This is a genomic window from Rubrobacter marinus, from assembly GCF_011492965.1.
Taxonomy (GTDB): Bacteria; Actinomycetota; Rubrobacteria; order Rubrobacterales; family Rubrobacteraceae; genus Rubrobacter_F; species Rubrobacter_F marinus.
In genome coordinates, this window is sequence record NZ_CP045121.1 from 826,190 (window position 1) to 845,505 (window position 19,316).

Consider the following 19,316-nt stretch of genomic DNA (forward strand, 5'->3'; position numbering starts at 1 on the left):
TTCGAAACGCTACGGCGTCGGAGAGTTTATCCCGCCGCCCCTCAGTAGTCGCAGCGGGCGACGGACTCCCGGATCTTGCGGCGGGCCCCGGCGATGAGGGGCTTGCCGTGGGTCATGACCACCGTGTCGAAGTCCTCGCCGAGCAGCCTCTCCGCCGAGCGCCTCGCGGCCTTGGGGTCCGTGCAGAGCGCCTTGATGCCCCCGACCGTCGGTCGGCTGCTCGTCAGGGCGCCGAAGGCGTCGCCGGTGAAGAGCAGCCCGTCCTCGTCGCGCAGCAGCGAGGTGTGGTCGCTCGTGTGCCCCGGGGTCGAGACGACGCGGAAGCCCGCCACCGTCTCCCCCTCGCCCACCGTCCTGTCGACGGGGGAGGTCGGCAGCTCCTGGTTGCGGAAGAGGAAAGCGAAGAAGGGGTTGCTCGCCGGGTCCTTCGGGCGCCGGCCGGAGATCACCTCCGCCTCCCCCCGGAGGAGATCACCTCCGCCCCGGGCGCCCACCCCCTGACCCCGCGCAGGCCGCCGATATGGTCCGGATGGTGGTGGGTGAGGTAGATGCGCCTCAGGTCGCCGGGGGCTCCGCCCAGGGAGGCCAGCGCCTCTCGTATGCGGCCCGCGCTCGAGCCGACGCCGGCATCCACCAGCGTCCAGCCGTCGTCGCCCTCGATCAGCAGTACGGAAACGGCGTTCGACAGGCCTATCGCGTCCACCCGGTATGCGCCGGGCCCGATCCGCTCTGGTCTGGCCACGTGGCCTCCTTTTTCGTCGGATAGACCGTAGGTGTACCACCCCGGGCTCCGGGGCGACCCGGGTACCGTCCGCGCCCCCTTCCTGGCGTACATAGCGGACCGTGCTCCTCACGGCCACCCGCGCCCTTCCGGCGCGTCGCCATCGTCACGGCGGTCGGCGGGGGGACGCTGCGCGACGTCCCGCTCGACCGCCGGGCGTCCTGGATCGACCGGCGCCCCGACACGGGCGTCGTGGGCCTGTTGTAAGCTACGCTTGGTCCAAAGGCGGCGCGGAAGGGGTGCGTATGTCCAGGGTTATCGGTGTGCCCAGGGAGATCAAAGACCTCGAAGGCCGCGTCTCGGTGCAGCCCGACGGCGCGGCCGAGCTCGTCCACCACGGCCACGAGGTCCTCGTCGAGCGGGGCGCGGGCCGAAACGCCGGCTTCTCCGACGGGGAGTACGAGGGGGCGGGTGCCAGGATGACCGACGGACCCGACGAGGTCTTCGAGAGGGCCGGCCTGATCGTGAAGGTCAAGGAGCCGGTGCCTTCGGAGTACGACCGCTTCCGCGAGGGGCAGGAGCTCTTCACCTACCTGCACCTCGCCGCCGACAAGGGGCTCACCGAGTTCCTCGTCGAGCGCAGGATCGACGCTATCGCCTACGAGACGGTCGAGATGCCCGACGGCTCGCTGCCGCTCCTGACCCCCATGAGCGAGGTCGCCGGCAGGATGGCTACACAGGCGGCGGCGCACTGCCTGGAGAGCCCGAGCGGCGGGGCGGGGCTGCTGCTCGGGGGCGTCCCCGGCACCCCGGCGGCGAAGGTCACGATCATCGGCGGGGGCATCGTTGGCACGGAGGCGGCGAAGATAGCGGTGGGGATGCGCGCGATCGTGCGCGTCCTGGACATCAACCCGAAAAGGCTGGCCTACCTCTCGGACATCTTCGAAGGCCGGGTGGACCTGGTGATCCCCAACAGGGCGAGGACGGCCTCCTACGTCGCAGAGTCCGACGTCGTCGTCGGCGCGGTGCTGGTCCACGGGGCGAAGGCCCCGAAGCTGGTGAGCCGCGAGATGGTCGCCTCGATGAGGGACGGCTCCGTGGTCGTGGACGTGGCGATAGACCAGGGGGGTTGCATCGAGACGAGCAGGCCGACGACGCACTCGGAGCCTACGTACGTGGAGGAGGGGGTGGTGCACTACTGCGTGGCGAACATCCCCGGGGCGGTGGCGCGCACCTCGACGCTGGCCCTGACGAGCGTCACGCTGCCGTACCTCCTGAAGATCGCCGATCGGGGCGTGGAAGGAGCCGCGAGGAGCGACGAGGCGCTGGCGAAGGGCCTCAGCACGCTCCGGGGCAGCCTGGTCTCGGAGCCGGTCGCCGAGGCGCACGGGCTGCCGCACGAGGACTACCGCAAGGTCTTGGGTTAGACGAGAGATAGGAGAGCCGTGGATACGCAGAAGGGGACGAGCGCCGCCGAGGGTTGGGCGGAGAAGGATCGCAGGTACGTCTGGCACGCGATGAGCCGGGTCAACCCGGGGAGCGGGCAGGCCTCGCCGACGATGATGGTCGAGGAGGGATCGGGGGCCTGGATCTCCGACGCCGAGGGAAACCGCTACCTCGACGGGATGAGCGGGCTGTGGTGCGTGAACGTCGGCTACGGCCGCGAGGAGCTCGCGAAGGCCGCCTACGACCAGCTCGTAAAGCTCCCGTACTACCCCCTGACCATGAGCCACAGGCCCGCCGTCGAGCTCGCCGAAAAGCTCAACGAGTGGCTCGACGACGAGTACGTCATCTACTACTCCAACTCCGGCTCCGAGGCGAACGAGGTGGCCTTCAAGGTCGCCCGCCAGTTCCACGACCAGAACGGCGAGCCGGGGCGCCACAAGTTCGTCTCCCGCTACCGCGCCTACCACGGCAACACCATGGGCTCCCTGGCCGCGACCGGACAGGCCCAGCGCAAGTTCCGCTACGAGCCGCTGGCGCCCGGCTTCCTGCACGTCCCGCCGCCTGACCGCTACCGCTGCGCGTACTGCTCCGACCGTCCCGCTTGCAACCTCGAGTGCGCGAGGGAGATAGAGCGCACGATCCAGTGGGAGCTCCCCGAGACCGTCGCGGGCGTGATCATGGAGCCGATGATTACCGGCGGCGGCATCCTCATTCCGCCCGACGGCTACGTCGAGGAGGTCGCCCGGATCTGCGAGAGGACCGGGGCGCTGCTCATCGTCGACGAGGTGATCTGCGGCTTCGGCAGGACGGGCAAGAAGTTCGGCCACCAGCACTACGGCATCAAGCCGGACATCGTCACCATGGCGAAGGGCATCACGAGCGCCTACCTGCCGCTCTCCGCGACCGCCGTGAAGCGCGACCTCTTCGAGAGGTTCATGGACGCCGAGGAGTACGCCCACTTCCGCCACGTCAACACCTTCGGCGGTAACCCGACCGCCTGCGCCGTCGCGATCCGGAACCTCCAGATCATGGAGGACGAGGATCTCCCCGAGCGCGCGGCGGCGATGGGGCAGAAGCTCATGGAAGGGCTCTCCGAGCTCCGGGACCATCCGAACGTCGGCCAGCTCCGGGGCAAGGGCCTCCTCGCCGGCATCGAGCTCGTCGAGGACAAGGAGACGAAGGCCCCGGCCGCGGCCGACAAGGTGGCGAAGGTAATCTCCGGGTGCAAGGAACGGGGCTTGATCGTCGGCAAGAACGGCGACACCGTCGCCGGGTTCAACAACGTCGTGACCCTCGCGCCGCCGCTGGTCGTCACCGACGAGGACCTCGAGTTTATCGTCCAGACGATCAGGGAGAGCGTGAACGGCCTGTAAGGAGCGACGGGGAGCCTCCCGGCGGAGGGGGAAGGAGCGGGCATGGCGGTAGACGAGGCGCGGCGGGGCGAGGAGGCCCGGTTACAGCCGGGGCTGAAGCAGCGGCACATGACCATGATCTCGCTCGGCGGGGTCATCGGGGCGGGGCTCTTCGTCGGGAGCGGGGCGATCCTGAACGCGGCCGGGCCGGCGGCGGTCCTGACATACGCCCTGACCGGGCTCCTCGTGGTCCTGATCATGCGGATGCTCGGGGAGATGGCCGTCGCGCGGCCCTCCGTCGGGTCGTTCTCGGACTACGCCCGGATCTCCTTGGGCAACTGGGCCGGCTTCACCATCGGGTGGCTGTACTGGTACTTCTGGGTGATCGTGGTCGGGGTCGAGGCGGTGGCGGGGGCCGGGATCATCGCGCAGTACCTGCCGGGGGTGCCGCTGTGGGCGATCGCGCTCGGCGTCATCGTGCTGCTCACCCTGACCAACCTCTACTCCGTGGGCTCCTTCGGGGAGTTCGAGTTCTGGTTCGCCTCCATAAAGGTCGTCGCCATCATCGTCTTCATCTTCCTCGGCGGCCTGTACGTCTTCGGGCTGTGGCCCTCCGAGACGCCCGGCCTCTCGAACCTCTACGCCAACGGCGGGTTCGCGCCCGCCGGGGGGCTGGCGGTCTTCTCCGGCATCACCACCGTGATCTTTGCCTTCGTCGGGGCGGAGATCGTGACGATCGCGGCGGCCGAGTCGGCCGAGCCGGAGCGGGGCGTGGCCCGGGCGGTGAACGCGGTCGTCTACCGCGTCCTGCTCTTCTACGTGCTCTCGGTCTTTCTCGTCGCGGCGATCGTGCCTTGGAACAGCTCCTTCACCTCCGGCAACGTCGAGAGCCCGTTCGCGGTCGCGCTCGAGACGATGGGCATCCCCGGGGCCGCGACGGTGATGAACTTCGTGATCCTGACCGCGCTCCTGAGCGTCCTGAACTCGAGCCTCTACACCTCCAGCCGGATGCTCTTCGCCCTCACCCGCCACGGCGACGCCCCGCGCTTCTTCACCAACACCACGGCGCGCGGCGTCCCGATGTGGGCGATCCTCGCGGGCACGATCATCGGCTACGTCTCCGTCCTCGCCGCGTACTTTTTCCCGGCGCAGGTCTTCACGTTCCTGCTGAACTCCTCGGGGGCGGTCGCGCTCTTCGTCTACCTCCTGATCGCCGTCTCCGAGCTCAGGATGCGCCGCCGCCTCGAGCGCGAGGACCCGGAGCGCCTGCAGCTCAAGATGTGGCTCTACCCGTGGCTGACGTACCTCTCGATCGCCGCCATCCTGGCGGTCCTCGTCTCGATGGCCTTTACCGAAGACGGGCGGCCCCAGCTTCTCGCGACCATCGTAAGCGTCGTCCTCTTCCTCGGCGCCTACGGGCTGCGCAGCCGCTACGGCCGCGTCAGGAGCCGGAGCGCCGAGCCCGCGAGGTAGGAGGGGAGGAAACCCGTACACTGACCGGCGCAGACGCCGCCGGCCCTCCGGCTGCCCCGAGAGAGGAGAATGATTGACCAGGTACGAACCCGCCGACTCCTTCGAGACCCCGCGCTTCAGCGGCGTGCGCACCTTCATGCGCCTCCCGAACAACGGGGACCTCGCCAACGCCGACGCCGCGATCGTCGGCGCGCCGTTCGATACCGGCGCGAGCTTCCGGGTGGGGGCCCGCTTCGGCCCCGAGGGCATCCGGAGCCTCTCGCACCTCCTCCGGCCCTACAACCCCTCGCAGGGGCTCCAGATCTTCGAGCACCTCTCCGTCATCGACTACGGCGACGTCCCCGTGGTCCCGGGCTTTATCGAGGAGAGCTACGGGAGCATCGAGGCCGGGCTCGCCCCGATCCACGAGGCGGGCGTCGTGCCCGTGGTGCTGGGCGGCGACCACTCCATCGCCCTCCCGGAGCTCCGCGCCGCCGCGGCGGTCCACGGCCCCGTGGCGCTCGTGCAGTTCGACTCCCACGCCGACACCTGGGACGCCTACTTCGGCAAAAAGTACAACCACGGCACCGTCTTCCGCCGCGCCGTCGAGGAGGGCCTCCTCGACCCCGCGCGCTCCATCCAGGTCGGGATGCGCGGCTCGCTCTACGAGCCCGGCGACCTCGAAGCCTCCCGCGACCTCGGCTTCGACCTCGTCACCACCGACGGGGTACGAGAGCTCGGGGTACCAGAGACGGTCTCCCGCATAAGGGAGCGCGCCGGGGACGGGCCGGTCTACGTCTCGTTCGACGTGGACTTCGTCGACCCGGCCTACGCCCCCGGCACCGGGACGCCCGAGGTCGGCGGCTTCACGAGCCGGGAGGCGCAGGTGTTCTTGCGCGAGCTCTCGGGCGTGGACCTCGTCGGGGGCGACGTCGTCGAGGTCTACCCCACGTACGACGGGCCGGGAGGGGTGACCTCGCTGCTGGCCGCCAACGTCGCCTACGAGATGCTGTCGCTCGTCGCGGTGAGGAAGAGGGACGCCCGGTAGCGCGCTCGACCACGCCGCGGTCGCCGTCGCGGTGGGGCGCTGGTGTTCGTCTACGGGCTCCTGGCGAACGCCCCGGTCGCGGGGGGACGCTGACGAGTGCCGTCGTCTTCGTCGTGGTGAGCCCGCTGACGTGTCCTTCGGAGGCCGGGGCGGCGTACAATCCCCAGAGAAGCTTGGGGATCGAGGGTTTGGAGGAGAGATGATCGAGACGAACCTTGCTGAGAAGCTCTTCGTGGGCGGCGAGTGGGTCGGGGAGGCCTCGAACGGCGAGACCTTCGACGTCCTGAACCCCGCCACCGGCGAGGCCATCGCCACCCTGCCCGACGGCGGACGCGAGGAGATGCAGAAGGCCATAGACGCCGCGGCGGCCGCCCAGGAGGAGTGGGGGAAGACCACCGCCCAGTACCGCGCCGGCATCCTGCGCGGGGCCGTCGCCATGATGCACGAGCGCAAGGAGCACCTCGCGCGCGTGATGACGCTGGAGCAGGGGAAGCCCCTGGCCGAGTCGAGGGGCGAGATCGGCTACGCCGCCTCGTTCCTGGAGTGGTTCGCCGAGGAGGGGCGACGGATCTACGGGCAGACGATCCCGGCCGCCTTCCCCGGCAAGCGCATCATGGTCCTCAAGCGCCCGGTCGGGGTGACGGCGGCGATCACGCCGTGGAACTTCCCGAGCGCCATGATCACGCGCAAGCTCGGCCCCGCGCTCGCGGCCGGCTGCACGATGGTCATAAAGCCCTCCGAGCTCACCCCGCTCTCCGCGCTCGAGCTCGCGAGGATCTTCGAGGAGGCCGGGCTGCCCGCGGGCGTCCTCTCCGTCGTCTGCGGCATGGACCCCGCCTCCCTTACCGCCGCGATCATGGAGGACGTCCGCGTCCGCAAGCTCTCCTTCACCGGCTCGACGGAGGTCGGCAAGCTCCTGATGCGCCAGGCCGCCGACACGGTGAAGCGCCTCAGCCTCGAGCTCGGCGGCCACGCCCCGTTCGTCGTCTTCGAGGACGCCGACCTCGACGCGGCGGTGGAGGGCGCCGTGGCCTCGAAGATGCGCAACATGGGCCAGACCTGCGTCGCTGCGAACCGCATCTACGTCCAGAGCGGCGTCGTCGACGAGTTCACGCGGAGGCTCGCCGCCCGGCTCGGCGAGATGAAGGTGGGGGACGGGTTCGAGGAGGGGGTCGAGGTCGGGCCCCTGATCGAGCCGAAAGCCCTCGAGAAGGTCGAGCGCCACGTCGCCGACGCGAGGGAGAAGGGCGCCACGGTCCTCCTCGGCGGCGAGAGGCCAAACGGGGCCTCCGGCACGAACGGCGGCGGCACCTTCTACAAGCCGACCATCCTCACGGGCGCGGACGACTCGATGCTCGTGGCGAACGAGGAGACGTTCGGACCCGTAGCGGCGATCCTGCCGTTCGAGACGGAGGAGGAGGTGGTCGGCCGGGCGAACGACACGGACTACGGCCTCGCCGCCTACTACTACACCCGCGACATCGGCCGGGTGATGCGCCTCGCCGAGAGCCTCGAGTACGGCATCCTCGGGGCGAACGACGGGATGCCCTCCACCGCCCAGGCCCCGTTCGGCGGCGTGAAGGAGTCGGGCTTCGGGCGCGAGGGCGGCCCGCAGGGCATAGACGAGTACGTGGACGTAAAGTACGTCTCTCTGGGCGGCATAAACTAGGGAGCTAGGAGGCACGAGCGTATGCTAGGTTCGAGCAGGATAAAGACGGAGATACCCGGGCCCAGGAGCAGGGCCCTGATGGAGCGGCGAAGGGGCGCGGTCTCGGCGGGCGTCCTGAGCGGGACCCCGATCTTCGTCGAGGAGGCGCACGGCGCCCTCCTGACGGACGTCGACGGGAACACGTTTATCGACTTCGCGGGCGGCATCGGCGTGATGAACGTCGGCCACACGTCCCCGCGCGTCATAGAAAGGGTCAAGGCGCAGGCCGAAGCGCTCACGCACACATGCTTCGCGGTGAACGCCTACGAGCCCTACGTCGAGCTCGCCGAGAAGCTCAACGCCCTCGTCCCCGGCGACGGGGAGAAGCGCTCGATGTTCGTCAACTCGGGGGCCGAGGCGGTGGAGAACGCCGTCAAGACCGCTCGCCACTACACGGGGCGCGACGCCGTCCTCGTCTTCGAGAACGCCTTCCACGGGCGCACCCTCCTGACGGCGTCGATGACGAGCAAGATCGACCCTTACAAGAAGGGCTTCGGGCCGTTCGCCCCGGAGATCTACCGGGTCCCCGCCCCCTACGCCTACCGCTGCCCGGCCTACCAGGACTGCTCCGGCGGCTGCCGCGGCACCTGCCTGGACTTCGTAGACCGGGCGTTTATCGGCCTCGTCGACCCGAAGAACCTCGCCGCGATAGTCGTCGAGCCGATCAGCGGCGAGGGCGGCTTTATCCCGTTCCCGGACTTCTACCTCAGGCGCCTGCGCGAGCTCTGCGACGAGCACGGCATCGTCCTGATCGTGGACGAGGTCCAGTCCGGCTTCGGCCGCACGGGCAAGATGTTCGCCATCGAGCACTCCCCCGGCGTCATCCCGGACATCGTGACGACCGCCAAGAGCATGGCCGGCGGCCTGCCCCTGGGCGGCGTGACCGGGAAGGCCGAGATCATGGACGCCGTCCACCCCGGCGGCCTCGGCACGACCTTCGGCGGCAACCCGCTCGCCGTCTCGGCCGCCCTCGGCGTCCTCGAGACCTTCGAGGAGGAGAACCTCCTCGGAAAGGCCGAGAAGCTCGGCGAGCGCGTCACCGCCGCGATGGAGGAGATTAGGGGCAGGCACGAGACCGTCGGCGACGTCCGCGGCCTTGGCGCCATGAACGCGATGGAGCTCGTCTCCGACCGCGAGAGTAGGAAGCCCGACAAGGCCCGCACCGCCAAGGTGGTCGAGAACGCCCTCAAGGAGGGCCTCATGCTCATGACCGCGGGTCAGTACGGGAACGTCATCCGGACCCTCATGCCCCTCGTCATCTCCGACGAGGAGCTCGAGGAGGGCCTCGCCATCCTCGACCGCGCCATGACCGCCTCCGAGGAGACCGCCGAAGGCCCCCGCCAGGAGAAGCGCGGCGTCGGCACCACCTGAGGCAGACCAAACCCGAGAACGGAGAAGGAGGGCCGGGGCGAAAACCCCGGCCCTCCCTCGTTAGACCCGGTCTGGTTTACCGGTCGCTCTGGATCCTCTGCTCGATCTGCGCCAGAAGCCCCTTGCGGTTCTTGTGCTCCATCTCGTAGGCCCGAACCTTCTTGAGCTCGTCCAGCGAGAGCCCGTCCAGCTTCTCTATAACCTGCGCGCTCGAGAGCCGGGCGTAGCCCGGAATCGGGAAAGGTACGTCCACCGGCGCCGCGACCGCCTCACGCGCCGCTACGTTGCCGGCACCACCGACGGACCGCACCGGCGAGAGCACGAGCCCCCAGTAAGCGCGCATCGCGCCCTCCGTAAGCCGCTGCAACACCTCGCGCTGCTCCTCGGCCTGCTCGAAAAGCTCCTGCGCCAGCGCAAGGTTCGCCTCGGTCTGACGCCTGGCCTCCTGCACGCCCACCTCGAAGAAGCGCTGGAAGAACCCCAGGTTCCTCTCCTGGTAGCCTATCGTCTGCTCGCCGAGCTGCCGATAGGACTCCGCGGTCTCACCCGCCAGAGCCTGGATCATACGATTAGCGTCATAAATACCGTTCATTGCAACTCCTTGCCGACTTCTAACTGCTATATGCAGTATACACATATATGATGAATTATAAACATGGGCAGGGGCCTTGCACCTAAAGTCGCTCTAAGGACGTACTTTTGGTGCAGGCGGCGGTTCTGCACCAAAAGTCCCGGTAGGTGTTCGGGGCACGGAAAAGGGCGGGGAAGGCCCCCCGCCCTACCGTTCCAGCCGCGCCGTGACTCACCATAACTCGACTCGCCAGATCGCGCCTTGCCTAACCGTAATTCTAACGCACCCCGACCGCCCTAGAGCCGCAGTTGGGGCTCGTCGCGCCGGTGTCGGCTTCGGGCACCCAGCCAACCGGACCGGGAACGTCGGACAGAACGATCTCCGCATGCCACGCCGGGGCCACGAACTGATGCCCGCAGTTGTTGCAGTTCAGGTTCGCCCGCCTCTTCTCCCTCTTGGGCGTCCTTGGCATCTTACGAGGACTCTTCTTCCTGCTGGCGTTTCTTCTCCCACCGAGCCTTAGCCGCCCTGCGCGCCGACTCCGACCTCTCTTCGGGCGTCATCTTCGCGGCGCGGGCGGGACCGCCCTTCTTGCCGCCTCGCCTGCCGAGTTCCACCGCCGCCGGGTTCTTCTCCTCGCTCATGTAGCAATCTTATCGTGAGCGGTCGGGCATCACAACGTCTAATCCCCCGACGTCCCCTCGATGGCCTTTAGCGAGGGCCGCGCCTCCATTTCGGCGTGCTTCCTTACAGCCTCTCGGTACTTTCTTTCGGCCTCTTCAGCGGTGTCACCGTGGACTGCCCAGCCTCTGCCAAGGGCGGCCCAGCCGTTCTTGACGCGCCGTATGTCCAACGTAGCTTGCTCGGCTTCCATCGCAACTCTCCTTTCGTCGCGAATAGTCTCTCATTTTTGCCTGCAAAAAACAACTTTTTTCGCTGGTCGAGGTGTCCGCTCGTCCGTGTGTGCCGCGTCCCGCCGTTCATGTGCCGTCGTACGACCAGCTTCTGCCGTGCCTTCACAAGAAAATGTCCGTCTACGCCTTGCGCACGGCACATGGACCATGTAAGCTCTGCACACGTGGACGAACAGAGAGGATGACGGGCATGGAAGAGGCGAATCAGCGTATGCCGTACGCCCCGGCGTCGGGGGTCTTGACGGTGGTAAGGCGCTACCGGGAGCGCGGCCTGCCGCTCCCCATGAACAACAAGGCTCTGCAGCAGGTCGGTGTCTCGGAAGGCAACGCGCCGCGCACGCTTCAGGCGCTCAAGATTCTCGGGCTGATCGACGAAGAGGGGGGCGTGACGGACGCCTTCAAGCGGGTGCAACGGGCCAACACCGCCGAGTACCCCGCCACCTTAGCGGAGATCGTTCGCAGCGCCTACCACACGATCTTCACCATCGTCGATCCTGCTCAAGACGATCTCACCGCCGTCAACGACGCTTTCCGGTGGTATGAGCCTTCGGGCCAACGGCAAAGGATGGTGAAGCTGTTCCTGAGCCTCTGCGACGAAGCGGGCCTGATACCCGAAGAGAACCGCGAGGCCCTTCAGATGACCCAGCAGCAGGGCACCCGCCGTCGGCAGCCGCCGCGCCGATCCTCGGGTCAGCAGCGGGCGCAGAAGAACCCGCAGCCCAAGAAGGCCAGCACGCCGCCCGATCCGACTCCCGCCGATGAGGAGCTACCGCGCCGGGAAGCCGAAAGCGGTACGCCGGATTACCGCCCCATTACCGTGCTGATCCAGCAACTCCCGAAGGGCGGGAGATGGACGAAGAGGCGGCGGGACCTGTGGGTACGGGCGATGGTCGCCACCGTCGATCTAGCGGTGGAGATCGAGGAACCGGAAGAGGTACTCGATGGGGAGGTGATGCCGGAAGACGACCAGCTGGAGTTGGAATCGTACTAAGAGATCGACGGGGCGGCCCACTGCCAAGTAGAAACCGCCCCGTCTCCCCAAGGCCCCGTGACACGAATGGCTAGGTACTCTCTCGCACAGAGTTTTATGCCGGTTCGAATCCGGCCGAGGCCTCTTGTTTCATTGTACATCATTCCCGCCCGTCCCCCGCAATATTTCCTGCAAAACTATACTTTTTCTTCGTTGTTATGCGTGACAGATCACGTATACTTACTCTATGATAGAGAGCCGGGATTGGACCGCCTACAACGCAGCGCAGAGCGAGGAAAAGGCGCGCTTTTCGGTCCTCTTAGCCGATCTTTGCAAGGGCGTTCCCGAACCCGAGCAGGTCATGGGCCGTCCCCGGCTACCGCTCTCGGATATGGTCTTCGCCGCCGCGTTCAAGGTCTACGTCGTCTTCTCTTCCAGGCGCTTCACCACCGACCTGTACGAAGCCTACGCGGATAGGCACATCGGGAGCACCCCACATTCCAACTCCGTCTGCCGCTACCTCTTCGATTTGCGACTCGCCTGATCTACTGCTTCGCGGGGCTCATAAGCAATGATGTATGCTCGTCGTGCTTCTGCGGTTCGAGAAAGGCTGGTCTGGTTCGTGTTCGAGTATTTGCAGGGGGACGAGGGTTACGTGTTGCTCGGGAGGATGGAGGGGAACGTGCCCGGCTACCTCTCTTATAGCGCGGACGAGGGGGAGGTGGTCTGCGTGTTCCGCGGGGCCGCGGAGGCGGAGGAGTTCTACATGCACTGGCGCGCCAGGATCCCGGGTGAGGGATGGGGTGCGGTGCGGCCTTCGACGGAGGATCTGATCCGGGTGCTCGAGAACTTCGACCTCGTCTCCGTCAGCCCCAAGCCCAACCCGGGCGTCACCGAGTACCTCTACACGGTCGAGGACTTCGTCCGCACCTTGCGCGAGCCGCGTTAGGGGGCGCCTTTCTTCTCCAACAGGAGTCTTTAACCACAAGATTTATGGGATAGACTTGGCGGGCAATCCACGTGTGGGGGGACGATTGGAAACCTACAAATCTTCTAGAAAGACCGTCCCCGGCGGGGGGTTACCTCGCGGATCTTCGAGGGGACGGCGTAGGATACCCATCATCGTGGCCCTCCTCTGCGCCGTGCTCGCCGGGGCCGTCGCCCTGGACTACTGGAGCAACTCCGGCAGGATCTACAACGGCGTCTCCGTCGCGGGCGTGGACGTCGGCGGCAGGACCGCCGGCGAGGCCGAGGCGATGGTCGAGGAGCGGATCGCCGAGAACGGCGACCGCATCCGGCTGAACGGGCCGGGGGACCTCGCGCTCAGCGCCCCCGAGCTCGGCGTCTCCTATGACGTCCCCGCCACCGTGGATCGGGCCTACGAGGTCGGGCGCGGCGGCAACGTCTTCGAGCGTCTGACGAGCCGGCTGCAGGCCGCTTACGGCTCCGCCGAGATCCCACCCGAGGTGACCTACGACCCCGAGCGCGTCGACGCCTCGGCCGAGGCCGTGGCGCAGCGGGTCGACCAGCAGCCCCGCGAGGCGACCGTCGCCGTGGAGGGGACCGAGGTCGTGGTCGAGGAGTCGCAGGAGGGCTACGGGCTGGACGTTCCGGCCACCGCCCAGAACGTCCGGGCCGCCGTCGAGGGGGCCAGCGGGGAGGCCGAGATGGTCGCCGGTACCATCGAGCCGACGATCGGCACGCCCGCCGCCGAGGCGGCCGCGGAGACGGCCCGGGAGGTGATGTCCGGGGACGTCTCGCTCACCGCCGGGGAAGAGGCCTGGACCCTGACGCCCGCCGAGATCGGCGGGGCGCTCGACTTCGCGCCGGAGGGCGCGGAGATCTCCGTGACCCTCGACCGGGAGAGCCTCCGCGAGGCCGCCTCGGAGCCCGTAGAGGCGCTGACCGTCGAGCCGCGCGAGGCGGGCTACGAGCTGAACGGCGACCAGATCGTCGTGACCGAGAGCCAGACCGGGAGGGCGGTCGACGAGGAGACGCTCTTCGCGGACCTCGAGGCCGGGCTCTTCGAGGGCAGGCGCGAGTACGAGGTCCCCGTCGTCACCGACGAGCCCGAGCTCACGACCGCCCGGGCCGAGGAGCTCAAGCCGACCGAGCTCTTGAGCCGGTACCGCACCGACTACTCGATCGTCGAGGACGACGGGCAGCGCAAGGAGAACCTGGAGATTGCCTCCAACGCCGTGAACGGCAGGTTCGTGGCGCCCGGCGAGACCTTTTCGATGAACGAGAACATCTCCGGGCTCGACTACAACGCCACGAAGGTAATCATCGACGGCAAGGAGACCAAGGCCGACGGCGGCGGGCTCTGCCAGGTCACCTCGACCCTGTACATGGCCGTCAACTACGCGGGGCTCGACGTCACCGAGCGCCACCCGCACATCTCGCAGCTCCCGTACATAAGGCCCGGCCTCGACGCCACGGTGTGGTTCGGCGACGAGAACGGCGTCCCGCTGGACATGAAGTTCGAGAACACCTCCGACGGGTACGTGCTCATCCGCGAGTACGTCGCCGACGACGGCTTCATCTACGCCGAGGTCTACGGCAAGCCGAGCGACACGCAGGTCGAGATGAGCTCCAGGCCGACGTACATGGAAGCGGACCGCTCGAAGTGGAACACCTACCAGAAGGTGACCAAGGACGGAGAGGTGATCTACGACGGCCTCCTCCACAAGGACACCTACGACCCCCTCGTGGACGAGAAGGGCAAGACCATCCCACCGCCCGACGTCTACGTCCCGCCCGTTAAGCAGTAAAGTGGCCGGAACTTCTTAGTTAGGGAATGCTGCAGCAAAGTGCAGCATAGCGACAGCCGACTAGCCTTCTAAAAGTCCGAATAGCAAGGCGACGAAAGCATTGAAACGAGGTGTTACAGGATCGGCCTGAGCCGCCCAACCAAGGGCGCCGCGAGACTCCCTTGTCAGTCAGAGGCTGGTCTCAGGAAACAGCTAGTTGAATCTTTAAAGAGGACTTATACTGCATGTACCGATACAGTTTGGAAGCACTGACCCTTGAAACCGGTTTCACTTTCAAACCCGGCAAGCTTACTGTAGTTGTTGGGCCAAACAACTCTGGTAAGAGCAGACTACTTCGCGACGTGAAACAATTGTGCACTAGTCAGACCCCAGATACTGTCGTAGTTAGAGAGGCGAAGTACACTCGTCCCCCTAATCCCGCTCAACTACACGAAGCATACAACATTGAGCCCCACTTCGATCCGTCTACCGGACAGGTAACCCTTCGGACTCTGGACGCGGACATGTCCGGCTTGGCCCAGTGGGCTCTGCACGCTGGCTCCCCTGCTGGTTGGAAGGCTGCTTATGAACAGTTCGTACAGGGAACTCTAGACGGTTGGGATCAGCATGGCCACACTGCCTTTGCTCAGTACTTCGGAAACTATTTCGTAACCAGACTTACTACAGAGTCGCGTTTACTCCTAACTAGGGAGGGGCCGAGCGGCGATCCTAACGCTGGCGCGCATAACTTGCTACGGGCTTTCTACGATGCAGGTAAGGACGCGGAGGAGAAGTTGAGCGTAATGGTGGAGCGCGCTTTTAAGGAGACGCGCATCAAGCTCGATTACTCAAATCTGTCGACCCTGTGCTTGCGGGTTGGCAAGAATTTTGCGGGGGTCAGTGACGATCCGCGCGATGCGCGGCCGTTGCTCGGGGCCTTCGACAAATTGGAGGAGCAGGGAGACGGCATGCGAAGCTTCGTTACAACCGCTTTGTCGTTGCTGGTGGGCTCCAAACCTGTGTTACTCCTCGACGAGCCGGAAGCCTTTTTGCATCCTCCACAAGCCTTCCAACTGGGAGCGATAATTGCGGAGCAGACTAACAATCAAAGGCAGCTGATCGTTGCAACCCACAGTGTCGATCTGCTTAGAGGCATTCTGAGCAGGACCACGGATGTGGACTTGATCAGGTTGTCTCGCGGCGTCGGTGGTATGCGAGTGAACAGGCTCGGTTCGGAAGAGGTTAAGGAGATTACCAACCATCCCCTTTTGAGTTCGACTCGCGTCTTGGACGGCTTGTTCTACAAAGGCGTTGTTGTTGTAGAGGCCGATAGCGACAGTGCTTTCTACCAACGCGTCGCGCGGATGAAGCGGCCGGGAGACGAAATCCACTACACCCACGCGCATAACAAACAAACTTTGTACAAGGTGGTCGGACCGTACAAGAGGATGGGTGTAGAAGTCGCTGCAGTGCCGGATTTTGACATCCTAAAGGAACAGAGTGAATTACGAAGCCTGCTGGGAGCAGCGACTGATGACGATACGTCTGAGGTGCTCGACGCCCAGAAGTGCATCAAGAATGAGATCGAGAGCCATCCTGTCACTGAGCAGTTGAAGCAACTCCGCGCTCAACTGGACAAGCTTGCTAACAAGCCCTCTGTTAATACGGAAGAGACAGAGGCAAAGGCGCTTAACGACCTTAAGCGAAACGTCAAGGCTGCGGTTAAAGACTCCAGCTTGTGGACTCGCTTTAAGCAGGAAGGGAGGGAGGCGTTGTCGGAAGAGGGAACTCGCTACTTCGATCTTGTGAACGAGTTTTGTAAGATGCGAGGTGTCTTTATGGTCCCAGTTGGGGAGCTGGAATCGTGGATGGTACCGTATGGCTTGGAAAGGATGAGCAAGAATCATTGGATTGTACGAGCACTAGAACTTTTGGGCGACATTGACCTGCCTGACGATTCCGATCTTGCTGAGTTCGTGACAGAAGTACACGATTACTTATTGGAGTCGTAGGCTGGGTACATGTAGCAACAACGAGGAAGTATGAACCACTAATAGGTGGCTTCAAGGAGGAAGGGGGGAGGTGCCTACGCACCTTCCCCCTTCCTTGCCGAAAGCTAGACCAGCGCCTCCTGGCCCTTGAGGACGTCCTCGGGCTTGCCGACGGGGCGTAGGAGCCGCGCCTCGCCCTGCCATATGAGGATCTCGGCCGGGTTCGGGTGGCTCAAGAAACCGAGGTTGCTCGCGCTGAAGCCGTAGGCCCCGCTGTAGAAGACGCCGACGAGGTCGCCGGGCTCGGGGTCTGCGAGCGGGATGTTCGTCCCGAACATGTCCAATGGCGTGCAGCAGGGGCCGGCGAGCGCGACGGGCTCGCCCTCGCCGGGGGAGCGGGAGAGGTTCAGGATCGGGTACGCCTTCCTGAAGACCTGGCCCATGTTCCCGGTCGCGGTGAGGTGGTGGTTCATCCCGCCGTCGGTGGTCACGAAGGTCTTGCCCTTCATGTCCTTGACGTCGATCACCTTCGTAACGTACAGCCCCGCGTCGGCGACGAGGTAGCGGCCGAGCTCGAAGACGAACCGGCACCCTTCGAGGCGCGGGTCCGTGCGGTAGTGGGCGAGAAGCTCCTGGAACCCCGCGCCGAAGCGCTCCAGGTCGAACTCCTCGAGCTTCTCGAAGTACGGGACCCCGAAGCCGCCGCCGAAGTCGACCATCTCGAGCGGCCGTCCGGCGAGGTCGGCCGTCTTCAGGGCGAGCTCGAAGATGTTGCGGCAGTGCTCTATAAGCGGGTCGACCTCGAAGACCTGGGTCGCCGTGTAGACGTGGATGCCGCGGAGCGTCATGTGCTCGGGGTGGGCGAGGGTGCGGCGGACCGCCTCCTCGAGGTCGGCCTCGTCCAGGCCGAACTGCCCGACCGTGCCGCCCATGCGCATCCCGGAACCCATAAGCTGCTGGGCCGGGTTTATGCGCAGGCCGACGCCGATGTTCTTGTCGTGGCGCTCGGCGACCGCCGCCAGGCGGTTGATCTCGTTCACCGACTCGACGTTGACCGCGAAGATCCCCTCGCGCACCGCCATCTCGAGCTCCTCGTCGGTCTTGGCCGGGCCGGCGAAGACGATGTCCTCGGGCTCGAACCCGGCGGTCCTCGCGACCACGAGCTCGCCGGAGGAGGCGACCTCCGCCCCGGTGAGGTGCTCCCGCGCGATCACCTGCGTCACGGCGAGGTTCGGGTTCGCCTTGACGGAGTACGTCACCTCGACGTCGCCGCCGAGGGCCTCCCGGACGCGCCGGACCCGGTCCACGATCATCTCGCCGTGGTACAGGTAGAACGGGGTGCCGTGCTCGGCGGCGATGTCCGAGACCTTGACGCCGCCGGGGGCGAGCACGCCGTCCTTCCAGCCGCCGAAGCGCTCGGCCAGGTCGTGGGCCTTATCTATCTGCGTACGCATTGCTTATCCCCTTGCGGTCGATCTTGCCGGAGGCCGTCTTCGGGAGCTCGTCCTGGATCAGGATCTCCCTGGGCACCATGTACGGCGGCGCGTTGTTCACGGCGTACTGCCGGATCTCCTGCACGGGATCGGAGCCGTCCGCGTCGCCCTTGAGGGAGACCACCGCGACGACGTCGTGCCCGACGTCGGGGTTGGGCACCCCGAAGGCGCACGCCTCGTGCACGCGGCCCGAGCTTATGAGGAGGTTCTCTATCTCCTCGGGGCTCATCCGGTAGCCCTGCGACTTTATCATCGCGTCCTCGCGCCCGACGAAGTACAGGAAGCCCTCCTCGTCGCGCCGGACCTGATCCCCGGAGTACACGACCCTCTCGACGTCGAGAAGCTCCGGCGGGGCGAGCGGGTTCGGCCGGTACGCCTTCGCCGTCGCCTCGGGCTTGCCCCAGTAGCCCATCGCGACCGTCGGGCCGCGATGCACGAGCTCCCCGACCTCGCCGGGGGCGCACTCCTCGCCCTCCTTGTTTATGACCATGATCTGGGTGTCCGGGATCGCCTTGCCGATGCACTCGGTGCCGCGCCCGATCTCCTCGGGCGGCAGGTACGTCGAGCGGAACGCCTCGGTGAGGCCGTACATAAGCACGATCTTGGTCCCGTTCGGCTCCAACAGCCGCCTCAGCTCGTCGAGGTTGGACTGCGGAATACGTCCGCCGGTGTTGGAGATGTAGCGCAGGTGCTCCAGCGGCTGCTCCTGGATGGACTTCGAGCCGCGCAAGAGGAGCGCCCACAGCGGCGGGACCCCCGCCACGCCCGTGATCTCGTGGCGGCGCAGCCCCTTCAACAGGTCGCCCGGCAGCCTCGAACGCAGGAGCGCGAGCGTCGCGCCGACGCGCAGCGAGGTCGTGAACTGGTTGAGCCCGGCGTCGAAGTTGAGCGGGAGGGCCGAGAGGATGCGATCCTCGCTCGTGTTCTCCAGGTACGTCGAGACGATCTGGGAGCCCGCCACGAAGTTGCGGTGGCTCGTGGAGACGCCCTTCGGCATCCCGGTCGAGCCGGAGGTGTACAGGATCGTGGCGAGGTCCACCTCGGAGACGCCCGTCTCCTCGGGCTCGCCGCCCCCGGAGAGGACCTCCGCTAGGTCCGTGATCTCGCCGTAGATCCCCTGGGTCTCCGGCTTCTCGCCCTTGTAGAACGCCCGCTCGACGGTCTTCGGCTCGAGCTCGCCGAGCTTGGGGGAGTCCCCGACCATGACGCGGATGTCGCTGTCCCCGGCGATGTAGCCGACCTGCTGCGCCTTGAGCATGGGGTTGATGTTGACGAAGGCGGCGCCGGCGCGCGAGGCGGCCATCATCGCGACGATCGCCTCCCACGACTTCTCCATCAGGATGCCGACCCGATCGCCCTTGCGGACGCCGGCGTCTTGAAGCGCCGCGGCGAGGGCGCCGCTCTCGCGCATCATGTCCTCGTATGTGTGCTCGCTCGTGCCGTCCACGATCGCGACCTTCGAGGGGTCGCGCTCGACGGAGTTGAAGAGCAGGTCGTGTAGCGTGAACTCTGGACGCATAATCTTCTAG

The 19,316-nt window shown here is 66.2% G+C and carries 20 protein-coding genes and 1 tRNA gene; 13 read left to right on the forward strand and 8 right to left on the reverse strand.

Translation table 11 applies throughout. The features are described 5' to 3' along the window. Positions 1-41 precede the first annotated feature (41 nt). Together GBA65_RS24980 and GBA65_RS24985 are read right to left on the reverse strand one after the other, a co-directional pair. Positions 42-449, reverse strand: coding sequence for an MBL fold metallo-hydrolase (locus GBA65_RS24980; protein ID WP_166395504.1), 408 nt, complete (start codon positions 447-449; stop codon positions 42-44). After that, the gene (locus GBA65_RS24985) at positions 446-742 is read right to left on the reverse strand and encodes an MBL fold metallo-hydrolase (protein WP_207956131.1); all 297 of its coding nucleotides are present in this window, start codon (positions 740-742) and stop codon (positions 446-448) included. The genes GBA65_RS24980 and GBA65_RS24985 overlap by 4 nt, the downstream gene beginning before the upstream one ends. Before the next feature lie 141 nt (positions 743-883). On the opposite strand from GBA65_RS24985, the gene GBA65_RS26080 reads away from it, so the two are divergent. The 7 genes from GBA65_RS26080 to gabT all read left to right on the forward strand — a co-directional run bounded on the left by GBA65_RS26080 (position 884) and on the right by gabT (position 9,098). Continuing rightward, positions 884-988: a hypothetical protein gene (locus GBA65_RS26080; protein WP_407691062.1), complete on the forward strand. Its 105-nt coding sequence runs from the start codon at positions 884-886 to the stop codon at positions 986-988. 38 nt (positions 989-1,026) lie between these two features. After that, positions 1,027-2,148 carry an alanine dehydrogenase gene (gene ald, locus GBA65_RS04140; protein ID WP_166395506.1) on the forward strand — a complete coding sequence of 374 codons (1,122 nt, stop codon included), beginning with the start codon at positions 1,027-1,029 and terminating at the stop codon, positions 2,146-2,148. Positions 2,149-2,238: 90 nt separating this feature from the next. Next, positions 2,239-3,540 (forward strand): aspartate aminotransferase family protein, encoded by a 1,302-nt coding sequence (locus GBA65_RS04145; protein ID WP_407691063.1) that lies wholly within the window; start codon positions 2,239-2,241, stop codon positions 3,538-3,540. A 42-nt stretch (positions 3,541-3,582) separates the two neighbouring features. After that, entirely contained in the window at positions 3,583-4,992 is a 1,410-nt protein-coding gene (locus GBA65_RS04150) for an amino acid permease (RefSeq protein ID WP_166395508.1), read from the forward strand. Positions 4,993-5,065: 73 nt separating this feature from the next. Continuing rightward, positions 5,066-6,019, forward strand: coding sequence for an agmatinase (gene speB, locus GBA65_RS04155; protein WP_207956132.1), 954 nt, complete (start codon positions 5,066-5,068; stop codon positions 6,017-6,019). A gap of 199 nt (positions 6,020-6,218) precedes the next feature. Then, positions 6,219-7,688 carry an NAD-dependent succinate-semialdehyde dehydrogenase gene (locus GBA65_RS04160; RefSeq protein ID WP_166395509.1) on the forward strand — a complete coding sequence of 490 codons (1,470 nt, stop codon included), beginning with the start codon at positions 6,219-6,221 and terminating at the stop codon, positions 7,686-7,688. A gap of 21 nt (positions 7,689-7,709) precedes the next feature. Further along, the gene (gene gabT, locus GBA65_RS04165; RefSeq protein ID WP_166395510.1) at positions 7,710-9,098 is read left to right on the forward strand and encodes a 4-aminobutyrate--2-oxoglutarate transaminase; all 1,389 of its coding nucleotides are present in this window, start codon (positions 7,710-7,712) and stop codon (positions 9,096-9,098) included. A 76-nt stretch (positions 9,099-9,174) separates the two neighbouring features. On the opposite strand, the gene GBA65_RS04170 is transcribed toward gabT, so the two are convergent. The 4 genes from GBA65_RS04170 to GBA65_RS04185 form a co-directional block, all read right to left on the reverse strand. Further along, on the reverse strand, positions 9,175-9,663 hold the full coding sequence (locus tag GBA65_RS04170; protein WP_166395511.1) for a hypothetical protein: 489 nt from the start codon (positions 9,661-9,663) through the stop codon (positions 9,175-9,177). 283 nt (positions 9,664-9,946) lie between these two features. Next, a complete protein-coding gene (locus GBA65_RS04175) occupies positions 9,947-10,141 on the reverse strand; it encodes a hypothetical protein (protein ID WP_166395512.1) in 195 nt (64 codons plus the stop codon). A gap of 1 nt (position 10,142) precedes the next feature. Next, entirely contained in the window at positions 10,143-10,313 is a 171-nt protein-coding gene (locus tag GBA65_RS04180; protein WP_166395513.1) for a hypothetical protein, read from the reverse strand. 38 nt (positions 10,314-10,351) lie between these two features. Then, positions 10,352-10,543 (reverse strand): hypothetical protein, encoded by a 192-nt coding sequence (locus tag GBA65_RS04185; protein ID WP_166395514.1) that lies wholly within the window; start codon positions 10,541-10,543, stop codon positions 10,352-10,354. Positions 10,544-10,773: 230 nt separating this feature from the next. On the opposite strand from GBA65_RS04185, the gene GBA65_RS04190 reads away from it, so the two are divergent. The 6 genes from GBA65_RS04190 to GBA65_RS04215 all read left to right on the forward strand — a co-directional run bounded on the left by GBA65_RS04190 (position 10,774) and on the right by GBA65_RS04215 (position 16,315). Further along, positions 10,774-11,574 carry a DUF5343 domain-containing protein gene (locus tag GBA65_RS04190; RefSeq protein ID WP_166395515.1) on the forward strand — a complete coding sequence of 267 codons (801 nt, stop codon included), beginning with the start codon at positions 10,774-10,776 and terminating at the stop codon, positions 11,572-11,574. Between the two features lie 51 nt (positions 11,575-11,625). Then, positions 11,626-11,697 (forward strand) — tRNA-Ala (locus tag GBA65_RS04195). 103 nt (positions 11,698-11,800) lie between these two features. Then, complete coding sequence (locus GBA65_RS04200; RefSeq protein ID WP_166395516.1) at positions 11,801-12,097, forward strand: hypothetical protein; 297 nt, start codon at positions 11,801-11,803, stop codon at positions 12,095-12,097. 78 nt (positions 12,098-12,175) lie between these two features. Beyond that, entirely contained in the window at positions 12,176-12,502 is a 327-nt protein-coding gene (locus tag GBA65_RS04205) for a hypothetical protein (RefSeq protein ID WP_166395517.1), read from the forward strand. Positions 12,503-12,677: 175 nt separating this feature from the next. Next, positions 12,678-14,324 carry a VanW family protein gene (locus GBA65_RS04210; protein ID WP_166395518.1) on the forward strand — a complete coding sequence of 549 codons (1,647 nt, stop codon included), beginning with the start codon at positions 12,678-12,680 and terminating at the stop codon, positions 14,322-14,324. Positions 14,325-15,106: 782 nt separating this feature from the next. Beyond that, entirely contained in the window at positions 15,107-16,315 is a 1,209-nt protein-coding gene (locus tag GBA65_RS04215; RefSeq protein ID WP_228281870.1) for an ATP-dependent nuclease, read from the forward strand. A gap of 104 nt (positions 16,316-16,419) precedes the next feature. Here the strand turns inward: GBA65_RS04215 and GBA65_RS04220 are convergent, their stop codons facing one another. Both GBA65_RS04220 and GBA65_RS04225 read right to left on the reverse strand, forming a co-directional pair. Next, the gene (locus GBA65_RS04220; protein WP_166395520.1) at positions 16,420-17,748 is read right to left on the reverse strand and encodes an alanine racemase; all 1,329 of its coding nucleotides are present in this window, start codon (positions 17,746-17,748) and stop codon (positions 16,420-16,422) included. After that, the gene (locus GBA65_RS04225; protein WP_166395521.1) at positions 17,729-19,306 is read right to left on the reverse strand and encodes an AMP-binding protein; all 1,578 of its coding nucleotides are present in this window, start codon (positions 19,304-19,306) and stop codon (positions 17,729-17,731) included. The genes GBA65_RS04220 and GBA65_RS04225 overlap by 20 nt, the downstream gene beginning before the upstream one ends. Positions 19,307-19,316: the final 10 nt, after the last annotated feature.

Bases quoted from the DNA above. Each gene is read 5' to 3' on its own strand.
- ald (WP_166395506.1), top strand. From the start codon at position 1,027: ATGTCCAGGGTTATCGGTGTGCCCAGGGAGATCAAAGACCTCGAAGGC.
- GBA65_RS04145 (WP_407691063.1), top strand. From the start codon at position 2,239: ATGAGCCGGGTCAACCCGGGGAGCGGGCAGGCCTCGCCGACGATGATG.
- GBA65_RS04150 (WP_166395508.1), top strand. From the start codon at position 3,583: ATGGCGGTAGACGAGGCGCGGCGGGGCGAGGAGGCCCGGTTACAGCCG.
- GBA65_RS04160 (WP_166395509.1), top strand. From the start codon at position 6,219: ATGATCGAGACGAACCTTGCTGAGAAGCTCTTCGTGGGCGGCGAGTGG.
- gabT (WP_166395510.1), top strand. From the start codon at position 7,710: ATGCTAGGTTCGAGCAGGATAAAGACGGAGATACCCGGGCCCAGGAGC.
- GBA65_RS04170 (WP_166395511.1), bottom strand. From the start codon at position 9,663: ATGATCCAGGCTCTGGCGGGTGAGACCGCGGAGTCCTATCGGCAGCTC.
- GBA65_RS04175 (WP_166395512.1), bottom strand. From the start codon at position 10,141: ATGCCAAGGACGCCCAAGAGGGAGAAGAGGCGGGCGAACCTGAACTGC.
- GBA65_RS04180 (WP_166395513.1), bottom strand. From the start codon at position 10,313: ATGAGCGAGGAGAAGAACCCGGCGGCGGTGGAACTCGGCAGGCGAGGC.
- GBA65_RS04185 (WP_166395514.1), bottom strand. From the start codon at position 10,543: ATGGAAGCCGAGCAAGCTACGTTGGACATACGGCGCGTCAAGAACGGC.
- GBA65_RS04190 (WP_166395515.1), top strand. From the start codon at position 10,774: ATGGAAGAGGCGAATCAGCGTATGCCGTACGCCCCGGCGTCGGGGGTC.
- GBA65_RS04200 (WP_166395516.1), top strand. From the start codon at position 11,801: ATGATAGAGAGCCGGGATTGGACCGCCTACAACGCAGCGCAGAGCGAG.
- GBA65_RS04215 (WP_228281870.1), top strand. From the start codon at position 15,107: ATGGTGGAGCGCGCTTTTAAGGAGACGCGCATCAAGCTCGATTACTCA.
- GBA65_RS04220 (WP_166395520.1), bottom strand. From the start codon at position 17,748: ATGCGTACGCAGATAGATAAGGCCCACGACCTGGCCGAGCGCTTCGGC.
- GBA65_RS04225 (WP_166395521.1), bottom strand. From the start codon at position 19,306: ATGCGTCCAGAGTTCACGCTACACGACCTGCTCTTCAACTCCGTCGAG.